This window comes from Burkholderia sp. AcTa6-5, assembly GCF_017815075.1.
In the GTDB taxonomy this organism is placed as follows: domain Bacteria; phylum Pseudomonadota; class Gammaproteobacteria; order Burkholderiales; family Burkholderiaceae; genus Burkholderia; species Burkholderia sola.
Genome location: NZ_JAGIQE010000020.1, coordinates 1 through 19,699 on the forward strand (window position 1 = coordinate 1; position 19,699 = coordinate 19,699).

Annotated in this window: 16 protein-coding genes and 1 pseudogene; 2 read left to right on the plus strand and 15 right to left on the minus strand. The window is 63.8% G+C overall.

All coding sequences use genetic code 11. The annotated features are described in order from the left end of the window. Positions 1-141 precede the first annotated feature (141 nt). Positions 142-304: pseudogene (locus tag J8I33_RS24190) on the plus strand (IS5/IS1182 family transposase); the annotation flags it as partial. Positions 305-357: 53 nt separating this feature from the next. Here the strand turns inward: J8I33_RS24190 and J8I33_RS24195 are convergent. The 11 genes from J8I33_RS24195 to J8I33_RS24245 all read right to left on the minus strand — a co-directional run bounded on the left by J8I33_RS24195 (position 358) and on the right by J8I33_RS24245 (position 14,147). Further along, positions 358-735 carry an immunity 22 family protein gene (locus tag J8I33_RS24195; protein WP_209927093.1) on the minus strand — a complete coding sequence of 126 codons (378 nt, stop codon included), beginning with the start codon at positions 733-735 and terminating at the stop codon, positions 358-360. A 427-nt stretch (positions 736-1,162) separates the two neighbouring features. Then, a complete protein-coding gene (locus tag J8I33_RS24200) occupies positions 1,163-1,309 on the minus strand; it encodes a hypothetical protein (protein WP_209927086.1) in 147 nt (48 codons plus the stop codon). Between the two features lie 174 nt (positions 1,310-1,483). Then, positions 1,484-1,909 (minus strand): SMI1/KNR4 family protein, encoded by a 426-nt coding sequence (locus J8I33_RS24205; RefSeq protein ID WP_348522277.1) that lies wholly within the window; start codon positions 1,907-1,909, stop codon positions 1,484-1,486. A gap of 71 nt (positions 1,910-1,980) precedes the next feature. After that, positions 1,981-6,456, minus strand: a complete 4,476-nt coding sequence (locus J8I33_RS24210; protein ID WP_209939221.1) for a DUF6531 domain-containing protein — start codon at positions 6,454-6,456, stop codon at positions 1,981-1,983. 7 nt (positions 6,457-6,463) lie between these two features. Next, positions 6,464-6,886 carry a DcrB-related protein gene (locus J8I33_RS24215; protein WP_089489619.1) on the minus strand — a complete coding sequence of 141 codons (423 nt, stop codon included), beginning with the start codon at positions 6,884-6,886 and terminating at the stop codon, positions 6,464-6,466. A 21-nt stretch (positions 6,887-6,907) separates the two neighbouring features. Then, entirely contained in the window at positions 6,908-9,028 is a 2,121-nt protein-coding gene (gene tssI / locus J8I33_RS24220) for a type VI secretion system tip protein TssI/VgrG (protein ID WP_209939228.1), read from the minus strand. 133 nt (positions 9,029-9,161) lie between these two features. Continuing rightward, a complete protein-coding gene (gene tssF, locus J8I33_RS24225) occupies positions 9,162-11,042 on the minus strand; it encodes a type VI secretion system baseplate subunit TssF (RefSeq protein WP_209939233.1) in 1,881 nt (626 codons plus the stop codon). Between the two features lie 277 nt (positions 11,043-11,319). Then, positions 11,320-11,829, minus strand: a complete 510-nt coding sequence (locus J8I33_RS24230; RefSeq protein ID WP_050012342.1) for an OmpA family protein — start codon at positions 11,827-11,829, stop codon at positions 11,320-11,322. An 86-nt stretch (positions 11,830-11,915) separates the two neighbouring features. Beyond that, positions 11,916-13,184: a diguanylate cyclase gene (locus J8I33_RS24235; protein WP_050012341.1), complete on the minus strand. Its 1,269-nt coding sequence runs from the start codon at positions 13,182-13,184 to the stop codon at positions 11,916-11,918. Next, positions 13,181-13,888, minus strand: coding sequence for a YfiR family protein (locus J8I33_RS24240; protein ID WP_089489623.1), 708 nt, complete (start codon positions 13,886-13,888; stop codon positions 13,181-13,183). Before J8I33_RS24240 ends, J8I33_RS24235 begins: the two co-directional genes overlap by 4 nt. Positions 13,889-13,979: 91 nt before the next feature. Beyond that, on the minus strand, positions 13,980-14,147 hold the full coding sequence (locus J8I33_RS24245) for a hypothetical protein (protein WP_209939239.1): 168 nt from the start codon (positions 14,145-14,147) through the stop codon (positions 13,980-13,982). A 142-nt stretch (positions 14,148-14,289) separates the two neighbouring features. Between J8I33_RS24245 and J8I33_RS24250 the strand changes: the two genes are divergently transcribed. Then, a complete protein-coding gene (locus tag J8I33_RS24250; RefSeq protein WP_124594778.1) occupies positions 14,290-15,531 on the plus strand; it encodes an FAD-binding oxidoreductase in 1,242 nt (413 codons plus the stop codon). A 52-nt stretch (positions 15,532-15,583) separates the two neighbouring features. Here the strand turns inward: J8I33_RS24250 and J8I33_RS24255 are convergent, their stop codons facing one another. The 4 genes from J8I33_RS24255 to J8I33_RS24270 all read right to left on the minus strand — a co-directional run bounded on the left by J8I33_RS24255 (position 15,584) and on the right by J8I33_RS24270 (position 19,632). Next, positions 15,584-16,729 (minus strand): alpha-hydroxy acid oxidase, encoded by a 1,146-nt coding sequence (locus tag J8I33_RS24255; RefSeq protein WP_050012338.1) that lies wholly within the window; start codon positions 16,727-16,729, stop codon positions 15,584-15,586. 171 nt (positions 16,730-16,900) lie between these two features. Beyond that, positions 16,901-17,668: a FadR/GntR family transcriptional regulator gene (locus J8I33_RS24260; RefSeq protein WP_050012337.1), complete on the minus strand. Its 768-nt coding sequence runs from the start codon at positions 17,666-17,668 to the stop codon at positions 16,901-16,903. A gap of 67 nt (positions 17,669-17,735) precedes the next feature. Next, positions 17,736-18,626, minus strand: coding sequence for an amidohydrolase family protein (locus tag J8I33_RS24265; protein ID WP_089489787.1), 891 nt, complete (start codon positions 18,624-18,626; stop codon positions 17,736-17,738). 64 nt (positions 18,627-18,690) lie between these two features. Next, entirely contained in the window at positions 18,691-19,632 is a 942-nt protein-coding gene (locus J8I33_RS24270; RefSeq protein ID WP_050012448.1) for an ABC transporter substrate-binding protein, read from the minus strand. Positions 19,633-19,699: the final 67 nt, after the last annotated feature.

A 19,699-nucleotide genomic window follows, 5' to 3' on the forward strand; every position in this document is an offset into this window, starting at 1 on the left:
ATGATCTGGCTGTCCGTGAATCTCGACTTCTTCATTCTGTAGAACTCCCTCAACGAGAAAATTCTACTTCTGATCCCGCCGGTTCTGCGGGGGGATTACCGAACGATACGGCCGATGCGGATCGTCCGAGACGGCGATCACAAGTGGAAGAAAGGTTACGGCCACCATCGGCGCTCGCTCGCGGAGAACGCGATGTATCGCCTGAAGACGCTCACCGGTACGGCTATGGGCACGTCGAACCGAATCACAAGCGACCGAGGTCGCTATCCGCATGAGCGTATTCCAACATGGGGCGTATCCTTGAGTTCGTAAGCCCTGTGTACTTCGATCTCCTCGTTTCGAACTACACCACCAAGCCTACGTCTGAAAATCAAACGTCCCGACGAAGCGCACGCGGGAGGCAGGACGGACGCTTTCTGCGTTCTCGTACTGGAAGTTATAAAGTAGGATCAGACCATTATCGTCAGCACTGCGCATAGCTTCGAGCTGAAGAATCAGCACGTCGGCAAAACTATCGAGCCAAGAAAATCCCACAAGATTCTCTCGGAGGCTTAGATCCGGTTGCAGCATGTCCGCCTCGCGGAAGCCATCGTCAAACCAATCAATTCCGGTATCGTCTCGAAACTGATTGAAAGAGTCACCATTCTCATCGTAGGCGTTCTCGATGTAGTCCGTAAGATCATCGTCGTCAGTGAACTTCCCGACCCAGACTGATACTTTATTAGCTTTTTCCATTCTTCCTTACTCCGTCGGCGGCCGACGACCCACGGGCAGATCGTCGACGCCATTAGTGAGCCGATAATTTCCCCAGTTCTGCAAACGCCGTAAGTACGTTGCATAGTCCATGGATGAATCGACAATATCGATGATTTCACCGTGCGCTGTCCCTGATCCTTTCTTTCCGTGCATCCAGTCAGGATTGATACCACCAGTAGATTTCGTCGGCGTTCGATTTCCCCAGATATCTTCTGCTGTGAGCCCCCAACGCTTAAAGGTAGGGGCACGACTTACTGGCAACCACTCGTGCTGTTCGACCGTCTTCTCGATCGTGTGGTCACGTGCACCGTACCGATAGCGCGCACGGCCGATCCGTTTCGGCAGGCCGCCTCAGTAATAATGGTAAGCATCCACGGGATGCCTGGCGCCCCGTGCGCGGCAATGTTCATTGCCGCGTCGCAACGAAAGTGCTCGGCCGGCTGTAGCGGACTTTCGGCCGAAACGATCCGGCGCGCACGTCGCGCCGATACGTAAGCGTGTCAGCGTCGCTATCGACCCGCTCCAGTTGTCCGGCGGCGTTGTAGTGATACACCTGATATCTCCATTTACCGACTTGAACAGTTGATCAACATCCGCTTTGGCCATTACAAATGATGTGCCGTCGCATTGACCCATATCATATTTTCGAAATTTCCGACAAATGCTCGCTGCGCTGGTCACCCACTAGACGTTGCACGCCACCGTCGTTTCGACCTTTCTGAAAAAATCACGCATAAGCATCACCATAATCCTTACCTTTCCAAAAGATATCCACACCAGAACTTTTATATAGCTCATCAAGCAGTTCAGAAAAGCTTAACGCTATTATCGGACAACTTCCAACTACGCCATGAATTTCGAAATTGCTATCGTAGCACCTTCCACCCCTTTCCTTTGATGTATCGATAGATATGTAGTCGCCATTATCCGTTTTACATATCGCATACCATGAAAAAGAAATGTCATCCTCACAAGGGTCGCCCACAATAATCATATTAGTTTGCAACACTTCGCTAGCCGACAATATTTTGAACGATATATTTTCTTTTCCGGATCTAAACAAAATTACGCCACCGCAAAGATCGTAGAATTCCACCATATCATTCGGATATGCCATGTCAGCATGCGGTAGCGGCGGCAACTTCCCGCTCACCGGCAACACCTGACATCTACCATCGGATCTAATAATCTCCACAATCTCTTTAATCGACCTCATATCCGCCCCTAGAATTTCACTGGATCAAACTCACCCGTGTATAAATACTGATTCAATGCCCTATAGTAGGCATCCCTACTCGCCTGTGGAACATTTGCTGCATCAAACATTTTCTCGGATAGCGCCTGCATTTCTCGATTGCTCACGGCCTCCCAATCAACTTTTCCGCCAACTGGACGCCCCGTTTTTATAGTTAGCCAATCTCGGTAAGCGGCCTTTGTCGCAGCATGCGACTCAACAGACAAAGCAATTGTTGGCGAATTAGTTGGATACTTCCCACCATAGTCCGGAACATTCTTTGCCATCCATACATCAAGTACTCCGTGGTGGTTTTCTAAAGGTGAATTGCTCGGTCGATATGGAACAACGTCATACTCTTTAACGTCCTCGCAACCGCTCAATCCCAGGGGGTCAACCCACGCATCTGGCGCGTGCACATAGCCCTGTGTTCTAAAACCACCTTCAAGTCCAATCGGATCGAAACTAAGATACTGTCCTGTATCTGGATCGTAGTATCGATTCAGGTTGTAGCACAGTCCCGTCTCCGCGTCGTCCCATTGACCGGGAAAACGCAAAGTCGTGTCGATTGAAATTGCTGCGCCTTGCGCGTCATTCGCTGCTCGTCTGGCCGGCAACAGTTTCCCCCACAGCGAATACGCCCCCTTCCAAACAGGCGTGCCATGTTCGTCGAACACCGCCTTTGGCAAACCGACCTGGTCTGTCAGAATCGGATAGATGCCGCTGTCGGTCTCCTGCGCAAGCGGCAAGAAACTGCTTGGCTCAATATGCCATGTCACGACTTGGCCCGTCGTACCGTCTCGCTGCTCGATCCAGCGTTCGGCAAGCATCGGACCGTCCCACAGGAACTTCACCGTTTCGCGGCCGCCGACTTGCTGCTTCTCGATCCGGCGATTGAAAGCGTCGTAGCGATACGCCCAAACACCGCGCTCGGGCGTAACGACCCTCACGAGCCGATTGAGCCCGTCCCACGTGTATTGCCACGTTTTCGGCCTGAACCCCGGCTGTTCGACCGTCTTCTCGATCGTGCGGCCACGTGCATCGTATTGATAGCGTGCGTAGCCAACCTGTTCCGGCAGACCTCCGCGGCGATAGTGGTGGGCATCCACGGGCGCCCGTTGCCCGTGCGCGGCAATGTTCATCACAGCGTCGTAGCGGAAGTGCTCGCTCGGCTGCAGCAGACTTTCTGCGCAGATGATCTGGCCGCGCTCATCGCGCTGGTAGGTGAGCGTATCCGCGCCCGTGTCGACTCGCTCCAGTTGCCCGGCTGCGTCGTAGTGATAGACCTGCCGCGTCAATTGCGCGAGCGCACGGGCCGGATCGGCTTGCAAGGCATCGAAGGCTACGGCAGGCCCCGCAATCTGCCGGCGTATACGGCCGAGCGCATCGTACTGTTGCTGCGCGACAAAATCTCCCGCCTCACGGCCGATCTCGCGCCCTAACCCATCACGCCGGATCGTCAGTTCCCCGACTTGCGTCAAAGCCCCGGATACATCGTACGCATAGGCGGTCTCGCGCCTAGGTGTCATCCGCAGACGGCGTTGTCCATCGGCGTCGTAGACGTGCCGCAACAGTTCGCCATGCTGATCTTCGCCGATTAAGCGGCCATTCCTGTCGTAGGCAAAGCGCGTCACATGAGCGTGCTCACCCTGGACCTCCGCCGATGCCAATCGCCCGCTCGCATCGTAGCGGTAGGCAAGCTTCACGTCGCCGGCATCGATCTCGATAAGCCGGTCGGATGCATCGTACGTATAGCGCCACTGGCCACCATCGGGCAGTGTCTTCGTCAGCAGGCGACCAACGGCATCGCGCTCGTATTCGGTCGCGCGGCCTCCCCAGTCGATCTCGGTCGCGAGACGCCCGGCCGCGTCGTAGCGGTACGTGTAAGTTTCTCCCAGCGCATTGATAACCTTCGTCAGCCGGGTCGCGTGGTCGTACTCAAAACGCGTTGCATGACCGGCCGCGTCGATCGACGCCGTGAGCAGATCGAATGGACCGTAGGTTCGCTGGATCGTACGTCCTAGCGGATCGATCCATTCGACTGGGAGGCCCTCACTGTTGTATCGCGTCTGCGACACGGAGCCATCAGGGCGCGTAACCGCGCTCAGCAGACCGCGCGGATTTGCCGGGCCGTCAGCATAGTCGTAACGCGTCACATGCCCGTCGGGCGACGTTTCCTCCAGCAGCCGGCCCAGCGTGTCTATCTTGCGCCTAAAGCGCGCACCCGTTGGCAACTCGATGTCCGTCAGCCGCAACCGGTCATCGTAGTCCAGGCGCGTCTCGCGATCACCTTGAACCACTCGCAGCAATTCGCCACGGGGCCCATAGCGATAGGTCGTTTTGTTGCCGTCCGGCTCGGTACGTGCAATCAACCGATACAGATGGTCGTACTCGAGCTTGATCGTGCCGCCGGTCGGCAAGCGCGCCCCGGTTAGGCGCTGCTCGTCGTCATAGTCGAAGTCAACCGTTCTCCCCGAGCTTTCGACGACCGAAGTCAGTTGGCCGCGCTCGTCGTATCGATAGTCCGTCCGTCGGCCAAGCGGATCAGTCCGGGCCATCAAACGACCAAGCTCCCATTCGGAGTAAGTGCAATGACCGAGCGGATCGGTTTCGGCCGTTACAAGACCTTCGTCGTTATAGGCGTAGGTCCATTCGCCGTCGACGTCAATCACGCGTGTGCAGCCGGCTTCGTAGATGAATCGGCCCGTGTGATAGCCCTGCCGTGTACCTGTCTCGACTACACGACCAGCGGTGTCGTACCGATATCGAACATCGGTCTGGTCTGTATCCCGCCATTGGGTCATCCAGCCGTGTTCGTCGTACGCGTAATAGAATTGGCCAAACTGGAAGCTCGCCACGTGGGTAAGCATGCCATGCTGGTAGTCGTAGTCCACAAGCGTTCTGGAACCACCGTCCGCATCATGGAGAACGATCCGTTGCAGCCGACGGTCGCGCCCGGGATAAGCAATCTCGAGCCGATAGCCACCGCTATGGACCATGCCACTCAAACGACCAGCACTATCGTAGGAAAGAACGATCGCGTTGCCGTCGAGGTCCTCGATCCGTTCGAGGCGAGACGAGCGCCCGTCAACGAGCGGCGCGAAAATACGCAGTTGTCGCGTATCGCGATCGAAGATGCGCGGATCGAGCCGGCTTCCGACCAGCCGATAACGCGGCTCGCGCAAGTTGATGCCGTTGAGCGCCATATCCGGCGCGTCAAAGCCGATCGCAAGGCCAGCGCCGTCGTGGAATCTCACGAAGCGGCCACCATCGAACGTCAATTGCTGCGACCAGTTGTCCGACCAGCGGTGACCGAGCAATCCGTGATCGTCCGATCGAGTCCGATAGCGTCGTTTGAACTCGAGGGGCAGGACTCCGGGAATGGCAAGATCGGTACGGATCTCCAGCATTTCTCCGGATACCGGATCAACCGGATCCTTGCACTTCGGTCGATTCTCGTCCTTGATACCCCTTTGTTCCGCAGATCGGGTGGGCTCAGGTCTGAATTTCTCGCGCAGCCCCTTGCCGGCAAACTTTCCCGCCCCACCGCCTACGAGCCCCCCGAGCAAACCCGCCAGGAACTCCTGAGTCGCCGACAACTCCGGGTTCTTCGGGCCATAATTCCCGGTCGTCTTGTCGATCCAGATGCTGTTGCGCCCCGAATTGACCTTGCCGCTACAGTGGGTCTCGTGGCCGATCCGCACCAGCGGCAGGCCGTTGACGAACACGGTTTTGCTGCCGTCGACGAGTGCCTGCGGCGCGCCGGAATGGTGATCGCATTTCACCAGGTCCGTGACGCGCGCCACTTTCTTACCTTCAAAATACACATTGCTCGAACCGGTGACGATCTCGCCACAGTTGGTTCCCATACTTTGGCTGGCTGACGCGAGCGCACTACCCAGCGTCAGGCCGCCCGCCATGCATGCCCCGACGATCAGCGCGCCGGCGAGTCCACCTGTTGCCACGGTCGCCGCCACTGCCACGCCAATCGCGACCCCCACGGCAATGCCGGCGAGAATCCCCATAAAACCCGACGAGTGCGCAATCCGATCGCCAATGCATGCGGGGTGCGGATCGCCTCGGCCGATTGTGAGGCCCAGGGCATCGCCAACCTGCGTGAACTCCTTTGACAGCCAGCCGGTCACGCCGACCTTATCGAGCGCCCAAGCGCCACCGACTGCAATCGCCAGCGGAAGCATGACGGTGCCCGCTGCAACCGCGCCCGCACCCAGTGCCGCCCCGCCGGTCGCACCACCTGCCAGCGCCGTACCGGCGGCACCCAGCCCGGCGGCCGTCCCCTCGATGGCGGTCAGGCCCGCATCGGCGCCGAGCATCCCATAGTTGAGGTGCTCGTAAAACGGCTGCTCGGCCGCTTTCGCGGCCTCACCGTCCTCCAGCCTGGCGATTTGATCGAGACGTTCCTGTGCGCTGCCGCTCGGCTCGTTGTAATTCGGCGTGTCCGACATTGCCGCCTCAGATCGGATCGCGCAACTGAAGGCTTTGAATCACCGCCCGGATTTGGTCGCGCTGTGTGTCACTCAGCGTACCGGGCGCGGTGAAGGTGAGCATCAGCACGACCTGCCCGTATTCCACCATCGTCAGCCGCTGGTGAATGGGCGCCTGGTTGTTCGCCCAAGTAAACTCATGCACGTGCGCAGCACGCCCGGATACCGTGGCGTCCTCATTTGCCACCTCGGCGTAATCTGGAACCTGCTTCGCCACCTTCCGGATTTCGCTTGTCACATATTCGGCGAACTTCATGCCCCACGGCAGGCGCTCGCGCGTAATCACGAAGCTCACGCCTTCCGTGCCTGTCGCTGCCGACACAAATACGTTCATCGTTTTATCCTGCCACTCCACGGGCAGCGCCAACGTGCCTTCCTGCATCTGGTACATGCTTTGTTATCCTTATTGGGATTAGCCGTTCTTCGGGTTGATGTCGGTCCGAGCAGCCTGGATGTTGATGTTGCTGTCATCCAGGTGGATCACCGAATCGCCCTTATAGATGTCGATCGAGTCGGCAGTCATGTGAATCCGCGTACCGCCATCGCCACCGATCTTGATCCAGAGTTCCTTGGCTTCCAGGGTGTGCACGCCCTGCGGAGTCTGATGCAGCGTATTGCCCTGCACTACAACGTCCGACAGGTTGCCCACTGCGATAGCCGTCGTATGGTTGCCCTTGCCGACCTCGACGGTCCGGTCGCCTTTGAGAACTTGAGTCCACTGCGCGTCCTCGACAACGGTATGCATGTCCTTCTGTGCATGCATGTAAAGCATCTGTGCACCATTGACGTCGCTCATCAGCAACTCGTTCGACCCCGCGCCCTTGTGCGTCTGGCTCTTGATCCCCATCGTCTGGCCGGCCGCGCCGTGATACGGGTTGCCCTGCTCGCCGTTGAACACGCGGCCGACGATCACCGGGTTATCCGGATCGCCCTGATTGAACGCCACCAGCACTTCCTGCTTGATCCGCGGAATCGCGGCCGCGCCCCAGCCGTCGCCCGCCCACGGTTGCGACACGCGCACCCACATCGAATCGGAGCCGTCCTTCTTGCCGCGCCGGTCCCACGGGAAATGCACTTTCACCGCGCTGCCGTTCGTATAGATTTCCTCGCCCTTCGGCCCGACGACGATCGCCGACTGCGTGCCGTGAATCACCGGCTTCGGCGTCGCGCGCGGCGCACGGTACGGAACCTTCTTCGGCAGCAGCGCGAAGCTGTTGCGGTACGGCAGCTTCGCGCTGTGCTGCGTGTAGTCGTTCACGGCCTCGTGACGCACGTGCAGGATCACGTATTCCTGGTTGTTTTCGAGGACGGGGTGATTCGCGACGGCCACGGCGCCGGCCGTGGTCATGCGCCACGCGTAGCCGCCGCCGGTATAGCGATGGGCTTGCGCCTCCTCGGCCTCCATCGCGAAACGGGCGTAGCGGTTGCCGTCGTCGCCGTGGTCGTACAGCGACTGGTGCTCGAACCGCTCGGTCGCATCGAGCCGCGCATGCTTGAGGTTCTGCGGCCCGGCCTCCACCAGCATCAGCGGCGACGACGGATTCTGGTGATTGAAGTCGCGGAACGTGACCTTGCCGACGCCGAAACGCCGGCCTTCGTGCAACTGGTCGATGCCGCTGTCCTCGCTCGCCTCGGTTGCGGCGAACGGCACGGTGGCGAGCCCGTCGATCGGGCGAAACAGCAGGTTCGTGTCGCCGATCACGAGAAAGTGCTTGTCCTTCTCGTAGCGATGCGTCCACACGAGCCCCTCCTGCTCCATCAGCCGCGCGCAGAAGTTGTAGTAGCTCTCCTGGTACATCACGACGTACTCGAGCGGCTTCTGGCTCGTCCGGATGTCGAACGTGAAATCGGAAAACCCGTGTTCCTGGAAAATCTCGGTGAGGATGTCCTGCGCGGTCTTGTTCTGGAAGATCCGGCAGTCGGTCGAGCGCGTGAGGAACCAGAACCACGGCACGGCCGTCAAGTGATATTGCGTGACGTTTCCGGGGTTGCCGGCCCGATCGAACGATGCCACGTAGCCGTCGAAGTAGCGGTCGCCCTCGACGGCACCCGACGCCACGACGCGTTCGAGCGTCGACAGGCGCGCCTGCTGGTCGAAGCGGATCTTGACCTGCTGGCCGATCAGGTCCTCGGGCCTCAGGTCGTGGCGATGCGACAGCAGGTCGAGATGGATTTCCGGCAAGCGGTTCACGTGCTCGTCGACGACGGCCGCGCTGACCAGCAGCACATCCGGGCCGAGCGGCGTATCGAGCGTGACGTAACGGTTGAGCTGCGTCAGGCGCGCGGGGTTCGCGGCGCCGTTGATCGCTTCGGCGATGGCGCCGGGCGTCTTCTCCATTAGCGAGAAGCCGGTCTGCGCGAGTTGCAGCGCGCGCTGGACGGTGTCGACGTGCCCCGCGAGGCCGGCAAGCGGCCCGAGGCTGCCGGCCACACTCGACGCCACCGGGCCGGCGAGGCCCCCGAGCGCGCTCAACGAGCCGAGCGCACTGCCGCCCAATCCACTGGGAATACCCCCGTTCGGAGCGAAACTCATTCTTGTTCCTTGCGTGTGATCTCAGGTTCCATCGGCCGGCTCGCCGGTCCGCGGCTTCGATAATGTAGGGTAAAACCCGAGCGCTTGAAAGACGTCCGCAAACGTTTTCGTTCGAGCACTGAAAAGCGAGAAACTAAACCAGCGGCTGGGTACCCGGACGCGGCGTCCCACGCCGAAGCAGCACGCCGGTAGCGGCCGAAAACAGCACGACCTGCACGAAGCTCGTGACCGGCACGTATGGTGCGAAAAACCGGTCCATCACCTGCGCGAATCCGCTCAGGCTGAACGCGGCGAAACGCTGCTCGTCCACCACCAACCGCACCTCCAGCCCATGCACGAAAGCCGATGCCGGCTTGCCGGGTAGCCAGCACCGCACGCGCGCCGTCGACAGCGACACGAGCGCATCGAAGCGCCGGCCGGCGTCGACGGAGTCCTCCGCCCAGCGTGCGCAAAGCCGCCTGAGCTGGGTCAGGCCGCCCTTGTCCAGCCGGATCGCCTGCGGCACGAGGAGCGACAGCAGATCCCACAGCTCCCCGTAACGGAAAGCGGGCGGCTGGCTCCGTGTCGGCCGGTTCAGCAGCGAAATCGTTCCCACCGGGTCGCCGCTGGGCAACGCCAGCTCGCGCCCCCGCATCCCGGACAGATCGCCCTGCGTGCAGGACAGCCGTATCTCCAGCTTGCGATGACCGGGATCGGCAGGTCGTCCGTCCTGGTCGACCAGTTCCAGTTCGACGCCGCGGCGCGACTCGGCAGTGTCTGCCGGGACTGGCGGCGGAGTCGCCTCCGTCTCCTTGGACCGGGAATCGACAGGCTCCTTAGGCGCCCGCCGTGCCTCGTCGCGCAACATCATCCAGAACAATCCGGGACGCATGCCCGCGCCATGTTGCAGCGACCGGAACGGCGCCAGCATCGACGCGCCCGAGTCGGAAACATGGCGAACGGTGTCGATCGACCAGATAGCCGTGCGCGACGCGCCGGCCTGCGCAAGCGCCTTCACCGCGTAATGGGCGCAGCCGGCGCGCGTCTCGATCGGCTGGGCGTCGTCCGGAAACAGGTTGATGACCGGCGCACAAAACAGCCGGACGTGGTCGGCGGTGGCGGCGGCCAGGCGTTGCGCGCGATGCGAATCCGGATGCACGCCCGCGATCGCGAGGTGGAGCGCGACGCGACGGTTGACGCCGGCGATTCGCTTGATCGCCCGCATGTCCAGGTCGACAAAGTCGAAACGCTCTGGCACCGCGCAATACGTCATCAGCAAGTGGAGCGGCCAGAGCGCATCGTCGGGCCGCACGTCCAGCAACGCATCGGCGGGATCGAAGCCGACAGCCGTGAACGTCGCGTCCGGCAGACGCTTCCAGCGCGTTGCATCGCCTGCTTCGACGAAGCTCCGGCCGGCAAGAAGCAACACGGCATCGGCGAGCGCCGCGACGATTTCCCGCGCACCGGTGAAATGCATGCGCAATGTGTCCGGCACGATGGCGAACGTCGCCTTCGGCGTCGTGAGTTCGAACGTGAAGGTCAGCAAACCGGTCGTTTCCGGGGGCAACGCGACGTCGCGCGGCGCGATCGACGAGGTCGTGTAGCGCACCGACGATACCGTCAGCGGCACGATCTCGACATCGTCCGCGATGCGGAATACTTCCTTGCCGACCGGTGCGATCAGCCGCTCGCCGCGACGAACGACGCGCGGCGCAGTCAGTTCGCTGCTGCCGTCGCCATGGAATTGCGCAATCGCGCACGATGGAAACGGGCGCAGAAAAGCGCCGTCGAGCGTATCGAGAAAACTGCCCGTGAACGCAGGCACGTCATCTTCGAGACGAATGTCGTGACACGCCGCCATCAACGCGAACGACTGCAACAGGCGTTCGACGTGCGGATCGTCCGAATGCTCGCCGGTGATCGCCAGCCGAGCGGCTATTTTGGGAAAGCGCTGAGCAAACGTCTGCATCGAATGGCGCAGCAGCGTCATCTCGCGTTCGAAGTGCGGCAGCAGATCCTTGGGTTCGATGGCCATACTCGTTCCGTCCGTCGCTGCATTCGCCTACGACGATGCAGCATTCATGAAAGCGGAACGATCTTATTCGGATAGGTCGCTTTATATTTCCAATGAATTGAACGGCCACCATGTTGGCGGCGGCGAATTCGGTCGATGGCCATCCTGCCTTCGGCGAATATCAGGGCTCGCCGCGTGTGAATGGCCGCTCGCAAATTTTCGCGCCAATGGTGGCGAACCGTTAAAACAGACAGCACAGCATGCTCGTCGACGCGGCGGCCACGCGCCATGCATCGCGTCACCGCGGCGAAACCACGATCGCCGCTCGCCGATTCTGCGCCCGCCCGCCCGGCGTCTTGTTATCCCCTACCGGATCGCGCTTCCCTTTCCCGACGATCGCGATCCGCTTCGCATCGAGTCCCGCGTCGACCAACTCGACAGCCACGACTTCAGCCCGCCGCCTCGACAGCTCGACGTCGTACTTCTCCGTCCCCTCGTTATCCGAATACCCGTACACCCGCACCCCGTTGATCCCCGCCGACTGCAACGTCCGCCCGATCCGTTCGACGATCCGCCGGACATCCGGCTTGAGGTTGTACCGGTCGAAATCGAACAGGATCGGCCCGGCCGCCCCGAACTCGAACCCCTGCCCAGTCTCCTGGAACCCGGCCGACTTCAGCGCCGTGACCTGCGTCTGCGTCAGCCCGCGATGAAGCGGCGGCGTCTGGCAGCCCCCCAGCAGCATGCCCAGCAGCAGCGCACTCCCGACGCACGTCCGCCTCATGCTCACAGGAAACGAGTGGTTCATTTCGCATCCCCTTCCATCGCGCCCGCTCCGCGAGCGCTTCTTTTAACCGCCGCCGCGGCCTCGTCCGCGGCGCGAGTCGATCGACATCACACCGGCCCTGCCACGCTCTCCGCCAACTGCCACGATCCCGGCCGCGCGCGCTTGGCGCGGTACATCGCGATATCCGCCGCGCGCAGCAGGCCGCTCGCGTCCGACGCGTGATCGGGATACAGCGCAACGCCGGCACTCATCATGGTGGCCACCACGCGGCCGTCGGACAGCTCGATCGACGGCGCCATGCCGGACAAAATCTCGTCGGCGATCCGGCACACGCTGCCCGCCTCGGGCACCGCCGCCAGCATCACCGCAAATTCGTCGCCGCCCAGGCGCGCGACGAGATCGGTCTCGCGCACCCGCGTGCGCAACCGCGATGCGATGCCGATCAGCACCGCGTCCCCGGCGTCGTGGCCGAGACAATCGTTGATCTCCTTGAAGCGGTCGCAGTCGAGATAGAGCACCGCGACCCGATGACCCGTCAACGTGGCATCGCACAGCGCAAGCGCCAGGCGCGATTCGAACTGCATGCGGTTGGGCAACCCGGTGAGCGCATCGTGCGTCGCCTTGTGCTCGAGCGACGCGTTCTCGTCGCGCAGCGTGTTCTGCCAGTCTTCGAATTCGTCGAGCAACGCGTTGAAGTCGTCGCCGAGCTGATTCAGTTCGGCGATCGCCGTCGGCTCGACGCGCCGCGCGAACGCCCGCTCGCGCCGCACCGCGTGCGCGACGCCCGCCAGCGCGCGCAGCGGCGAAACGATGTTGCGCAGCAGGCGCTTCGAGCTCACATACGCACCGAACACGCTGACGGCGAGGCAGCCGAGAATGCCGCCGACGCCGCCGAGCAGGAAGCCGAAGAACTGGTGCCCGCGCCCGCGCACGACGACGTGGCCGACGATGATGCCGTCATGCATCACCGGCGCGGTGACCGGCCCGGGCAGCGCCACGTCGGCGACGGCGCGCTCGAGCCGGGCGACCCCGTTTCCGGCCGGCAACTGCCACGTCGCGAACAGTTGCCCCTTGCTGTCGGTGACGACCACCTGCGCGACGTCCTCGTCGCCGGCGATCATCCCGATCGCCTCGTTCGCCGCGACGCGATCGCCGAACACGAGCGCCGCCTCGACCGTATAACCGAGCGAGCGCGCCAGCAGATTCAGGTTGTTGCCGGCATACGCGCGCAACGCGATCACGGCGACGACGATCAACGACACGGCGGCCATCGTCACGGCGACGAACGCGAGGCGCAGATGCGCGCGGCGCAGCACGCTTTGCAGCGTCGGGCGCGGCGGGCGCGAAGCGGGAACGGGGGGCGCGGATCGTGTCATGGCGCCACCGGCCGTCGTGCAAGGTTGAGGACATTCGGATGCACGCGCACGCCGCTGCGCGCGACGGCATCGAGATTGATGTCGAAGGTGACGCGTTCACCTTCGACCGTGACGCAGAACATCGCGCCCGCGGTGCAGGACATATCGTGTTCGGCAATGGTCAGCACCGGGCGGCCGGACAACACGGCCCTGACCCGTGCGCGCTCGTCGTTGCCGAGGGCGCCGAGATAGACGACGTCGCACGCGACGCCGAGCGCGGGGTCGTCGAAGCGGACGCGCTGCACGTCGAGCACGGTCGAGCCGGCCTGCAGCGTGTCGGTCAGGCCGCCCGCGTAGTCGGGCCTGCCGGTCACGCACAGATGCAGACGGACGGGCGTCGTCGGCCAGCGCGTGAAGCTGATGATGCCGAGCACCACCTGACGCACGGCGGAGTCGTGTGACGAAAAGGCGGGACCCGTTGGGCTGGCCGGCGTGGTGGTGGCGGCAACTTGCACCGCATCGATCGGGTGCTCGTCCATCACGGCAGGCGCGCCGGCGACGACCGGTACGGCGCTCAGAACGCAAACGATTGCGGCAAACGCCTGGCGGACCGTGGCGACTCGGCCCCGCCGGCCGGACGCCTTTCGCGCGGCGATGGCCGCCGCGCACGCTGGCGTCGATGCGACTGCGAGACTCGCAGCCGCCGCGCACACACTTGCATCCATGATGGAAACATCTGCCGCAGTCGTTCCCGGCCCTGCCTCCTGCCTGCCATGCGCGTGCAGGCACCGTATCACGCGCACGATTCCTTCCATCTTAGGTAAAAATTCGGATGACCAAGCAGTGGGAAACACCCGCGAAAGCATCGGAAAGCAGGCGGATTCCGTGTGGCTGCCCGATGAGACGGACGGACGCGTCGACCGATGTCGATTCGATCTCGGCGTCGGCGTCGGCGAATTGATCGGCGGATTGATCGTCGCGCACGGGCCAGCCGCCACGTATCGACCGCGTGCCCCCTCTTGGCCCCCCACGCCGGCGCGAGTATGCTTGCGGTTCGAACGATTCCCAACCCGGGCGCGCACACCGTACCGCGGCCACGCGCCCCGCCAACCGTCACTCACCATCGATGGATTTCGACGTCATCGTTCTCGGCGCCGGCATCGTCGGCGTTTCCGCCGCGCTGCACCTGCAGGATCGCGGCCGCAAGGTTGCCCTCGTCGATCGCGGCGCGCCCGGCGAAGGCACGAGCTTCGGCAATGCCGGGCTGATCGAGCGCTCGTCGGTCGAACCGTACCCGTTCCCGCGCAGCCCGTTCACACTGATGCGCTATGCGCTGAACCGCTCGACCGACCTCTACTGGCACAGCGCGTCGCTGCCCGCGTTCGCGCCGTGGCTCGCACGGTTCTGGTGGGAATCGGCGCCGCTGCGTCACGCGGCGGCGTCGCGCGACATGCTGCCGCTGATCGAACGCTGCATCGTCGAACACGATGCGCTGATCGCGCGGGCCGGCGCCGGCGAACTGATCCGCGCGAGCGGCTGGCTCGAAGCGTTCCGCACGCCGGCCGCCTTCGAACGGGGCGTGGCCGACGCCAGCCTCACCGCGCGCCGCCACGGGCTCGGCATCACGCCGCTCGACGCGGCCGCGCTGCGCGCGCACGAACCGAGCCTCGCCCCGGGCTTCTGCGGCGCGCTGCACTGGCTCGACCCCAAAAGCGTCGTCGATCCGGCCGCGCTCGTCAAAGCGTATGCGCACCTGTTCGTGCGGGGCGGCGGCACGCTGCTGACCGGCGACGCCGCGAGCCTCGACGCGCTGTCGCCCGGCTGGCAGGTCCGGACCGACGACGGCCCGGCGGCCGCGCCGGCCGTCGTGGTCGCGCTCGGCCCGTGGTCCGACACGGTGTTCGGCAAGTTCGGCTACAAGATCCCGCTGCGCGAGAAACGCGGCTATCACATGCACTACGCGCCGTCCGCGCGCGGCGTGCCGTCGGCGCCGATCGTCGATCGCGAATACGGCTACGTGATCGCGCCGATGCGGCGCGGGCTGCGGCTGACGACCGGCGTCGAGATCGCGCGCCGCGGCCTTCCGCCAACGGGTGTGCAGCTCGAACGCGCGGAACGCGTCGCGCGGCCGGTGTTCGGGTTCGGCGAGCGGCTCGACCCGCATCCGTGGCTCGGCTTCCGCCCGTGCACGCCCGACATGCGCCCGGTGATCGGCCCCGCGCCCGCGCATCGCGGGCTGTGGTTCGCGTTCGGACACAACCATCACGGGCTGACGCTCGGCCCCGTCACCGGCCGCCTGCTGGCCGAGATGATGACCGGCGAAGCGCCGTTCACCGATCCGGCGCCGTATCGCGCGGATCGCTTCTGAGCGCGCGATACCGGCGCCGGCACGAAGGCTCGGCTGGCGCCGAAACCCGTCGTCAGCGAAAGCGCAGCTGATTCCGCCCGAGCTGCGCAACGGACGCGCAGCCCATTAGCCGCATGTCCCGTTCGATCTCCGTGCGCATCAGTTGCAGCGCACGTTCGACGCCGGGCTGCCCGGCGGCGGCGAGCGGAAACAGGTAATAACGCCCCAGGCCGACCGCCTTCGCACCGAGCGCCAGCGCCTTGAGCACGTGCGAACCCCGTTGCACGCCGCCGTCCATCATCACGTCGATCCGGTCGCCCACCGCGTCGACCACCTCGGCAAGCTGGTCGAACGCGGCGCGCGAACCGTCCAGTTGCCGTCCGCCGTGATTCGACAACACGATGCCGGTGCAACCGATGTCCACCGCCCGGCGCGCGTCGTCGACCGACATCACGCCTTTCAGGCAAAACTGCCCGTTCCACTCCCGCACCATCGCGGCGACGTCGTCCCATGTCATCGACGGATCCAGCATGTCCGTGAAGTAGCGGCTGATCGACATCGCGCCGCCGCCCATGTCGACATGCCGGTCGAGTTGCGGCAAACGGAATCGCTCGTGAGTCAGGTAGTTGATCGCCCAGGCCGGCTTCAACGCGAACTCGGTCATCCCCGCGAGCGTCAGCCGGAACGGAATCGAGAAACCGGTGCGCTTGTCGCGCTCGCGATTGCCGCCGGTGATGCTGTCCACCGTCAGCATCATCACGTTCACGCCGGCTTCCCGCGAGCGGTTCATCATTTCGCGGTTGAGACCGCGGTCCTTGTGGAAATAGAACTGGTACACCTGCGGGCCCGCGCTGATCGCACGGGCCTCTTCGAGGCTCACGGTGCCGAGCGACGACACGCCGAACATCGTGTCGAATTTCGCGGCCGCGGCGGCGACGGCGCGCTCGCCGTCGTGATGAAACAGGCGTTGCAGCGCGGTCGGCGAACAGTAAACCGGCATGCCGAGCCTTTGCCCCATGACCGTCACCGACAGATCGACATCGCGCACGCCACGCAACACGTTCGGCACCAGATCGCAGCTTTCGAACGCGCTCGTGTTGCGCCGATACGTGGTTTCATCGTCGGCCGCACCGTCGATGTAATTGAAGATCGGTCCCGGCAATCGCCGTCGCGCCAGCTCGCGGAAATCGTGGAAATTGTGGCAATCGTTCACGCGCATTCGTCACACTCCATTCCGCGCACGAGCGGCATGCCGGTGGGCCGGCACGCATCGCGGCGTTCGTTCTATGGCGACGGCCGGGTCATCACCCCGTACGAGGCCGCGTCGGCACCGGGGTGGGTGCGCATCGCGGACACCGCTGCCGACCATACAGGAAATCGATTCACACGCTCAATCGAGCGCGCGGCCGAAAATGCGGATCACTTCGTCGAGATGCTCGGCCATCGCACGGCGCGCGGCGTCCGGGTCGCGCGCGCGGATCGCATCGAGGATCGCGCGATGCTCGCGCTCCGACCGGTGCGGCATGTCGTTCGGCATGTACAGCGACTGCAGCCGCTGGAACATCAGGTCGTACTTGTGCGCAAGCAGCTGCTTGATCATCAGCGCATACGCGGCGTTGTCGCTCGCCTCCGCGATGCGGATATGGAACAGCCGGTCGCCCGGGTGCGTGAGCGAGCCGCTGCGGTTATCGTCCTGATTGCGCAGAAATGCTTCGTGAATCCCTTCGATCTGCGCATCCGAGCCATGCTTCGCGGCCAGCGACGCGGCCTCCGGCTCGATCAGCCGCCGCGCCTGCAGCAGCGCGAACGGCGGGATTTCGGTGTCGAGGTCGAGCGCGATGCCGAGCTCCGGATCGATCTCGACGATCGAGAACGGCGCGACCGTCGCGTCGGGTGCCGTCACGGGTTCGGGCGCGGCGGCCGTTTCGGGATGGCGCACCTTCACGCCGTCGCCGACGCGCACGCTGACGAGCCCGTTCACTTCGAGCGCGATCAGCGCCTCGCGCACCGACGTGCGCGACACGCCGAACCGTTCGGCAAGTTCGCGCTCGGGCGGCAGATAGCTGCCCGGCGGGAAATCGCCGGACTCGATCATCGCACTGAGCTTGTCGGCGATCTGCTGGTAGAGGCGGCGGTTCTGAATCGGCTGGATGGACATACGTTGACGCTGGTAATCGGTTTCGTTCCGGACGGCCCGAGCATCGCATGGACCGTTCGCGCCTATTTTATATGCCGCGCTTCACATCGCCCGGCACCGCGTAGCAGCGCGCGGCCGTGCCGCCCCACAACGCGGCGCGTTCGGCCGCCGACAGCCGCGCTTCGGCCCAGCGTTCGACGAGCGACGCGACCTCGTCATACGACGCCGCGAGCAGGCACACGGGCCAGTCCGACCCGAACATCAGCCGCCGCGGGCCGAACGCGTCGAGCGCCGCGTCGAGACACTGCTCGATATGCCGGATGTCCTGCGCGCGCAGGCCGCGCCGCCAGTCGGCTTCGGTCACGAGCCCCGACAGCTTGCACGCGACGTGCGGCAGCGCGCCGAGTTCACGCAGCGACGCGCGCCAGCGCGCGAGCGCCGTGTCGTCGCGTGCGAACTCGGCGAGCGCGGGCTTGCCGACGTGATCGAGCACGAGCCAGTGCGCATCGTGCCGCGCGCAGAACGCACGCACGTCGGGCAACTGGCGCTCGTACACGAGCACGTCGTACACATAGCCGTTCGCCTGCAGCCACGCGACGCCGCGATTGAAGCCGGGATCCGCGACGAACGCGCCGACGTCGGCTTCGTCCTGCACCTGATGACGGAAACCGCGCAGCTTCGGGCTGCGCCACTCGGCAACGTGGTCGGCCAGCGCCGGCGCACCGAGATCCTCCCAGCCGACCACGGCCGCGATGCGTGCGTCGTCGCGCGCCAGATCGAGCAGGAACGCCGTCTCGTCGCGCCCGGCGCGCGCCTGCACCGCGATCGACGCGCCGAGCGCCTGCGCATGCATCTGCGGCCACAGTGCGTCGGGCAGGTAGTCGCGCGCGAGCACGCCCATCCCGGGGCCGATCCACGGATAGTCGGCCGCGCGATAACGCCAGAAGTGCTGATGCGAATCGATACGCACTGCGCCCATGATGCCCTCGTGTTCGATCATCGCGGCGGCGACGGTCATCGCCGCCGCCGCACGTCCGCCACGTTCAGTCGTACAACACCGCCGCGATCTTCGGATCGTCGATATTGGTCTTGTCGTACCAGTAGAACCCGGTATCGATCACCTTCGGCAGCTTCTCGCCCTTGATCGCCTTCACGGCCGCCTCAACCGTCTTGTAGCCGATGCCGATCGGGTTCTGCGTGATCGCGCCGGCCATCAGCCCGCTGCGGATCGCGTCCTTCTGCTGCTTGCCGGAATCGTAGCCGACGATCACGACCTTGCGCTTCATCTCGCGCACGCCGTTGACCACGCCGATCGCCGATCCCTCGTTGGTGCCGAACAGCCCCTTGAGCTTCGGATACGCCTGCAGGATCGACTTCGTCACTTCGGTCGACTTCAGCTGATCGCCTTCGCCGTACTGCACGGTCACGACCTGCACCTTCGGGTGCGCCGATTTCATCCGGTCGAGGAAGCCGTCGCGGCGGTCGATGCCGGTGCGGCTCGTCTGGTCGTGCGCGACCACGGCCACCTGCCCTTCGTCGCCGATCAGCGCGGCGAGCTTGTCGGCGGCGAGCGCGGCAGCCGCCTTGTTGTTGGTCGCGGCCGTCGTCACCGGAATGTCGCTGTCCACGCCCGAGTCGAACGCGATCACCGGGATCTTCTCGGCCTGCGCCTTCTTCAGCAGCGGCAGCGCGGCCTTGCTGTCGAGCGCCGCGAAGCCGAGCGCGGCCGGCTTCTTCGCGATCGCGGCCGACAGCATGTCGATCTGCTTGTCGACCATCGCCTCGGTTTCGGGCCCTTCGAACGTCACCTTCACCTTGTAGTCCTTCGCGGCCTGCGTCGCGCCCGATTTCACGGCCTGCCAGAACTGATGCTGGAAGCCCTTCGAGATCAGCGGGATGTAGGTTTCCTGCGCGTGCGCGCCGGCCGTGACGCCGACGGCGAACGTCAGCCCGACGATCGCGTTCAACACCTTGCTCCTGATCACTTCGCGTCTCCTTTTTTCGTATCGAATGAAATGCCGGCCGAAACCGGCGGTGAAGCGCATGCCTGCG

What these genes read in the sequence shown, in the direction of transcription:
- J8I33_RS24230 (WP_050012342.1), bottom strand. Translation starts at nt 11,829, where the DNA reads ATGAACCACTCGTTTCCTGTGAGCATGAGGCGGACGTGCGTCGGGAGT.
- J8I33_RS24260 (WP_050012337.1), bottom strand. Translation starts at nt 17,668, where the DNA reads ATGTCCATCCAGCCGATTCAGAACCGCCGCCTCTACCAGCAGATCGCC.
- J8I33_RS24255 (WP_050012338.1), bottom strand. Translation starts at nt 16,729, where the DNA reads ATGCGCGTGAACGATTGCCACAATTTCCACGATTTCCGCGAGCTGGCG.
- J8I33_RS24240 (WP_089489623.1), bottom strand. Translation starts at nt 13,888, where the DNA reads ATGGATGCAAGTGTGTGCGCGGCGGCTGCGAGTCTCGCAGTCGCATCG.
- J8I33_RS24215 (WP_089489619.1), bottom strand. Translation starts at nt 6,886, where the DNA reads ATGTACCAGATGCAGGAAGGCACGTTGGCGCTGCCCGTGGAGTGGCAG.
- tssF (WP_209939233.1), bottom strand. Translation starts at nt 11,042, where the DNA reads ATGGCCATCGAACCCAAGGATCTGCTGCCGCACTTCGAACGCGAGATG.
- J8I33_RS24250 (WP_124594778.1), top strand. Translation starts at nt 14,290, where the DNA reads ATGGATTTCGACGTCATCGTTCTCGGCGCCGGCATCGTCGGCGTTTCC.
- J8I33_RS24210 (WP_209939221.1), bottom strand. Translation starts at nt 6,456, where the DNA reads ATGTCGGACACGCCGAATTACAACGAGCCGAGCGGCAGCGCACAGGAA.
- J8I33_RS24265 (WP_089489787.1), bottom strand. Translation starts at nt 18,626, where the DNA reads ATGGGCGCAGTGCGTATCGATTCGCATCAGCACTTCTGGCGTTATCGC.
- J8I33_RS24195 (WP_209927093.1), bottom strand. Translation starts at nt 735, where the DNA reads ATGGAAAAAGCTAATAAAGTATCAGTCTGGGTCGGGAAGTTCACTGAC.
- J8I33_RS24235 (WP_050012341.1), bottom strand. Translation starts at nt 13,184, where the DNA reads ATGACACGATCCGCGCCCCCCGTTCCCGCTTCGCGCCCGCCGCGCCCG.
- tssI (WP_209939228.1), bottom strand. Translation starts at nt 9,028, where the DNA reads ATGAGTTTCGCTCCGAACGGGGGTATTCCCAGTGGATTGGGCGGCAGT.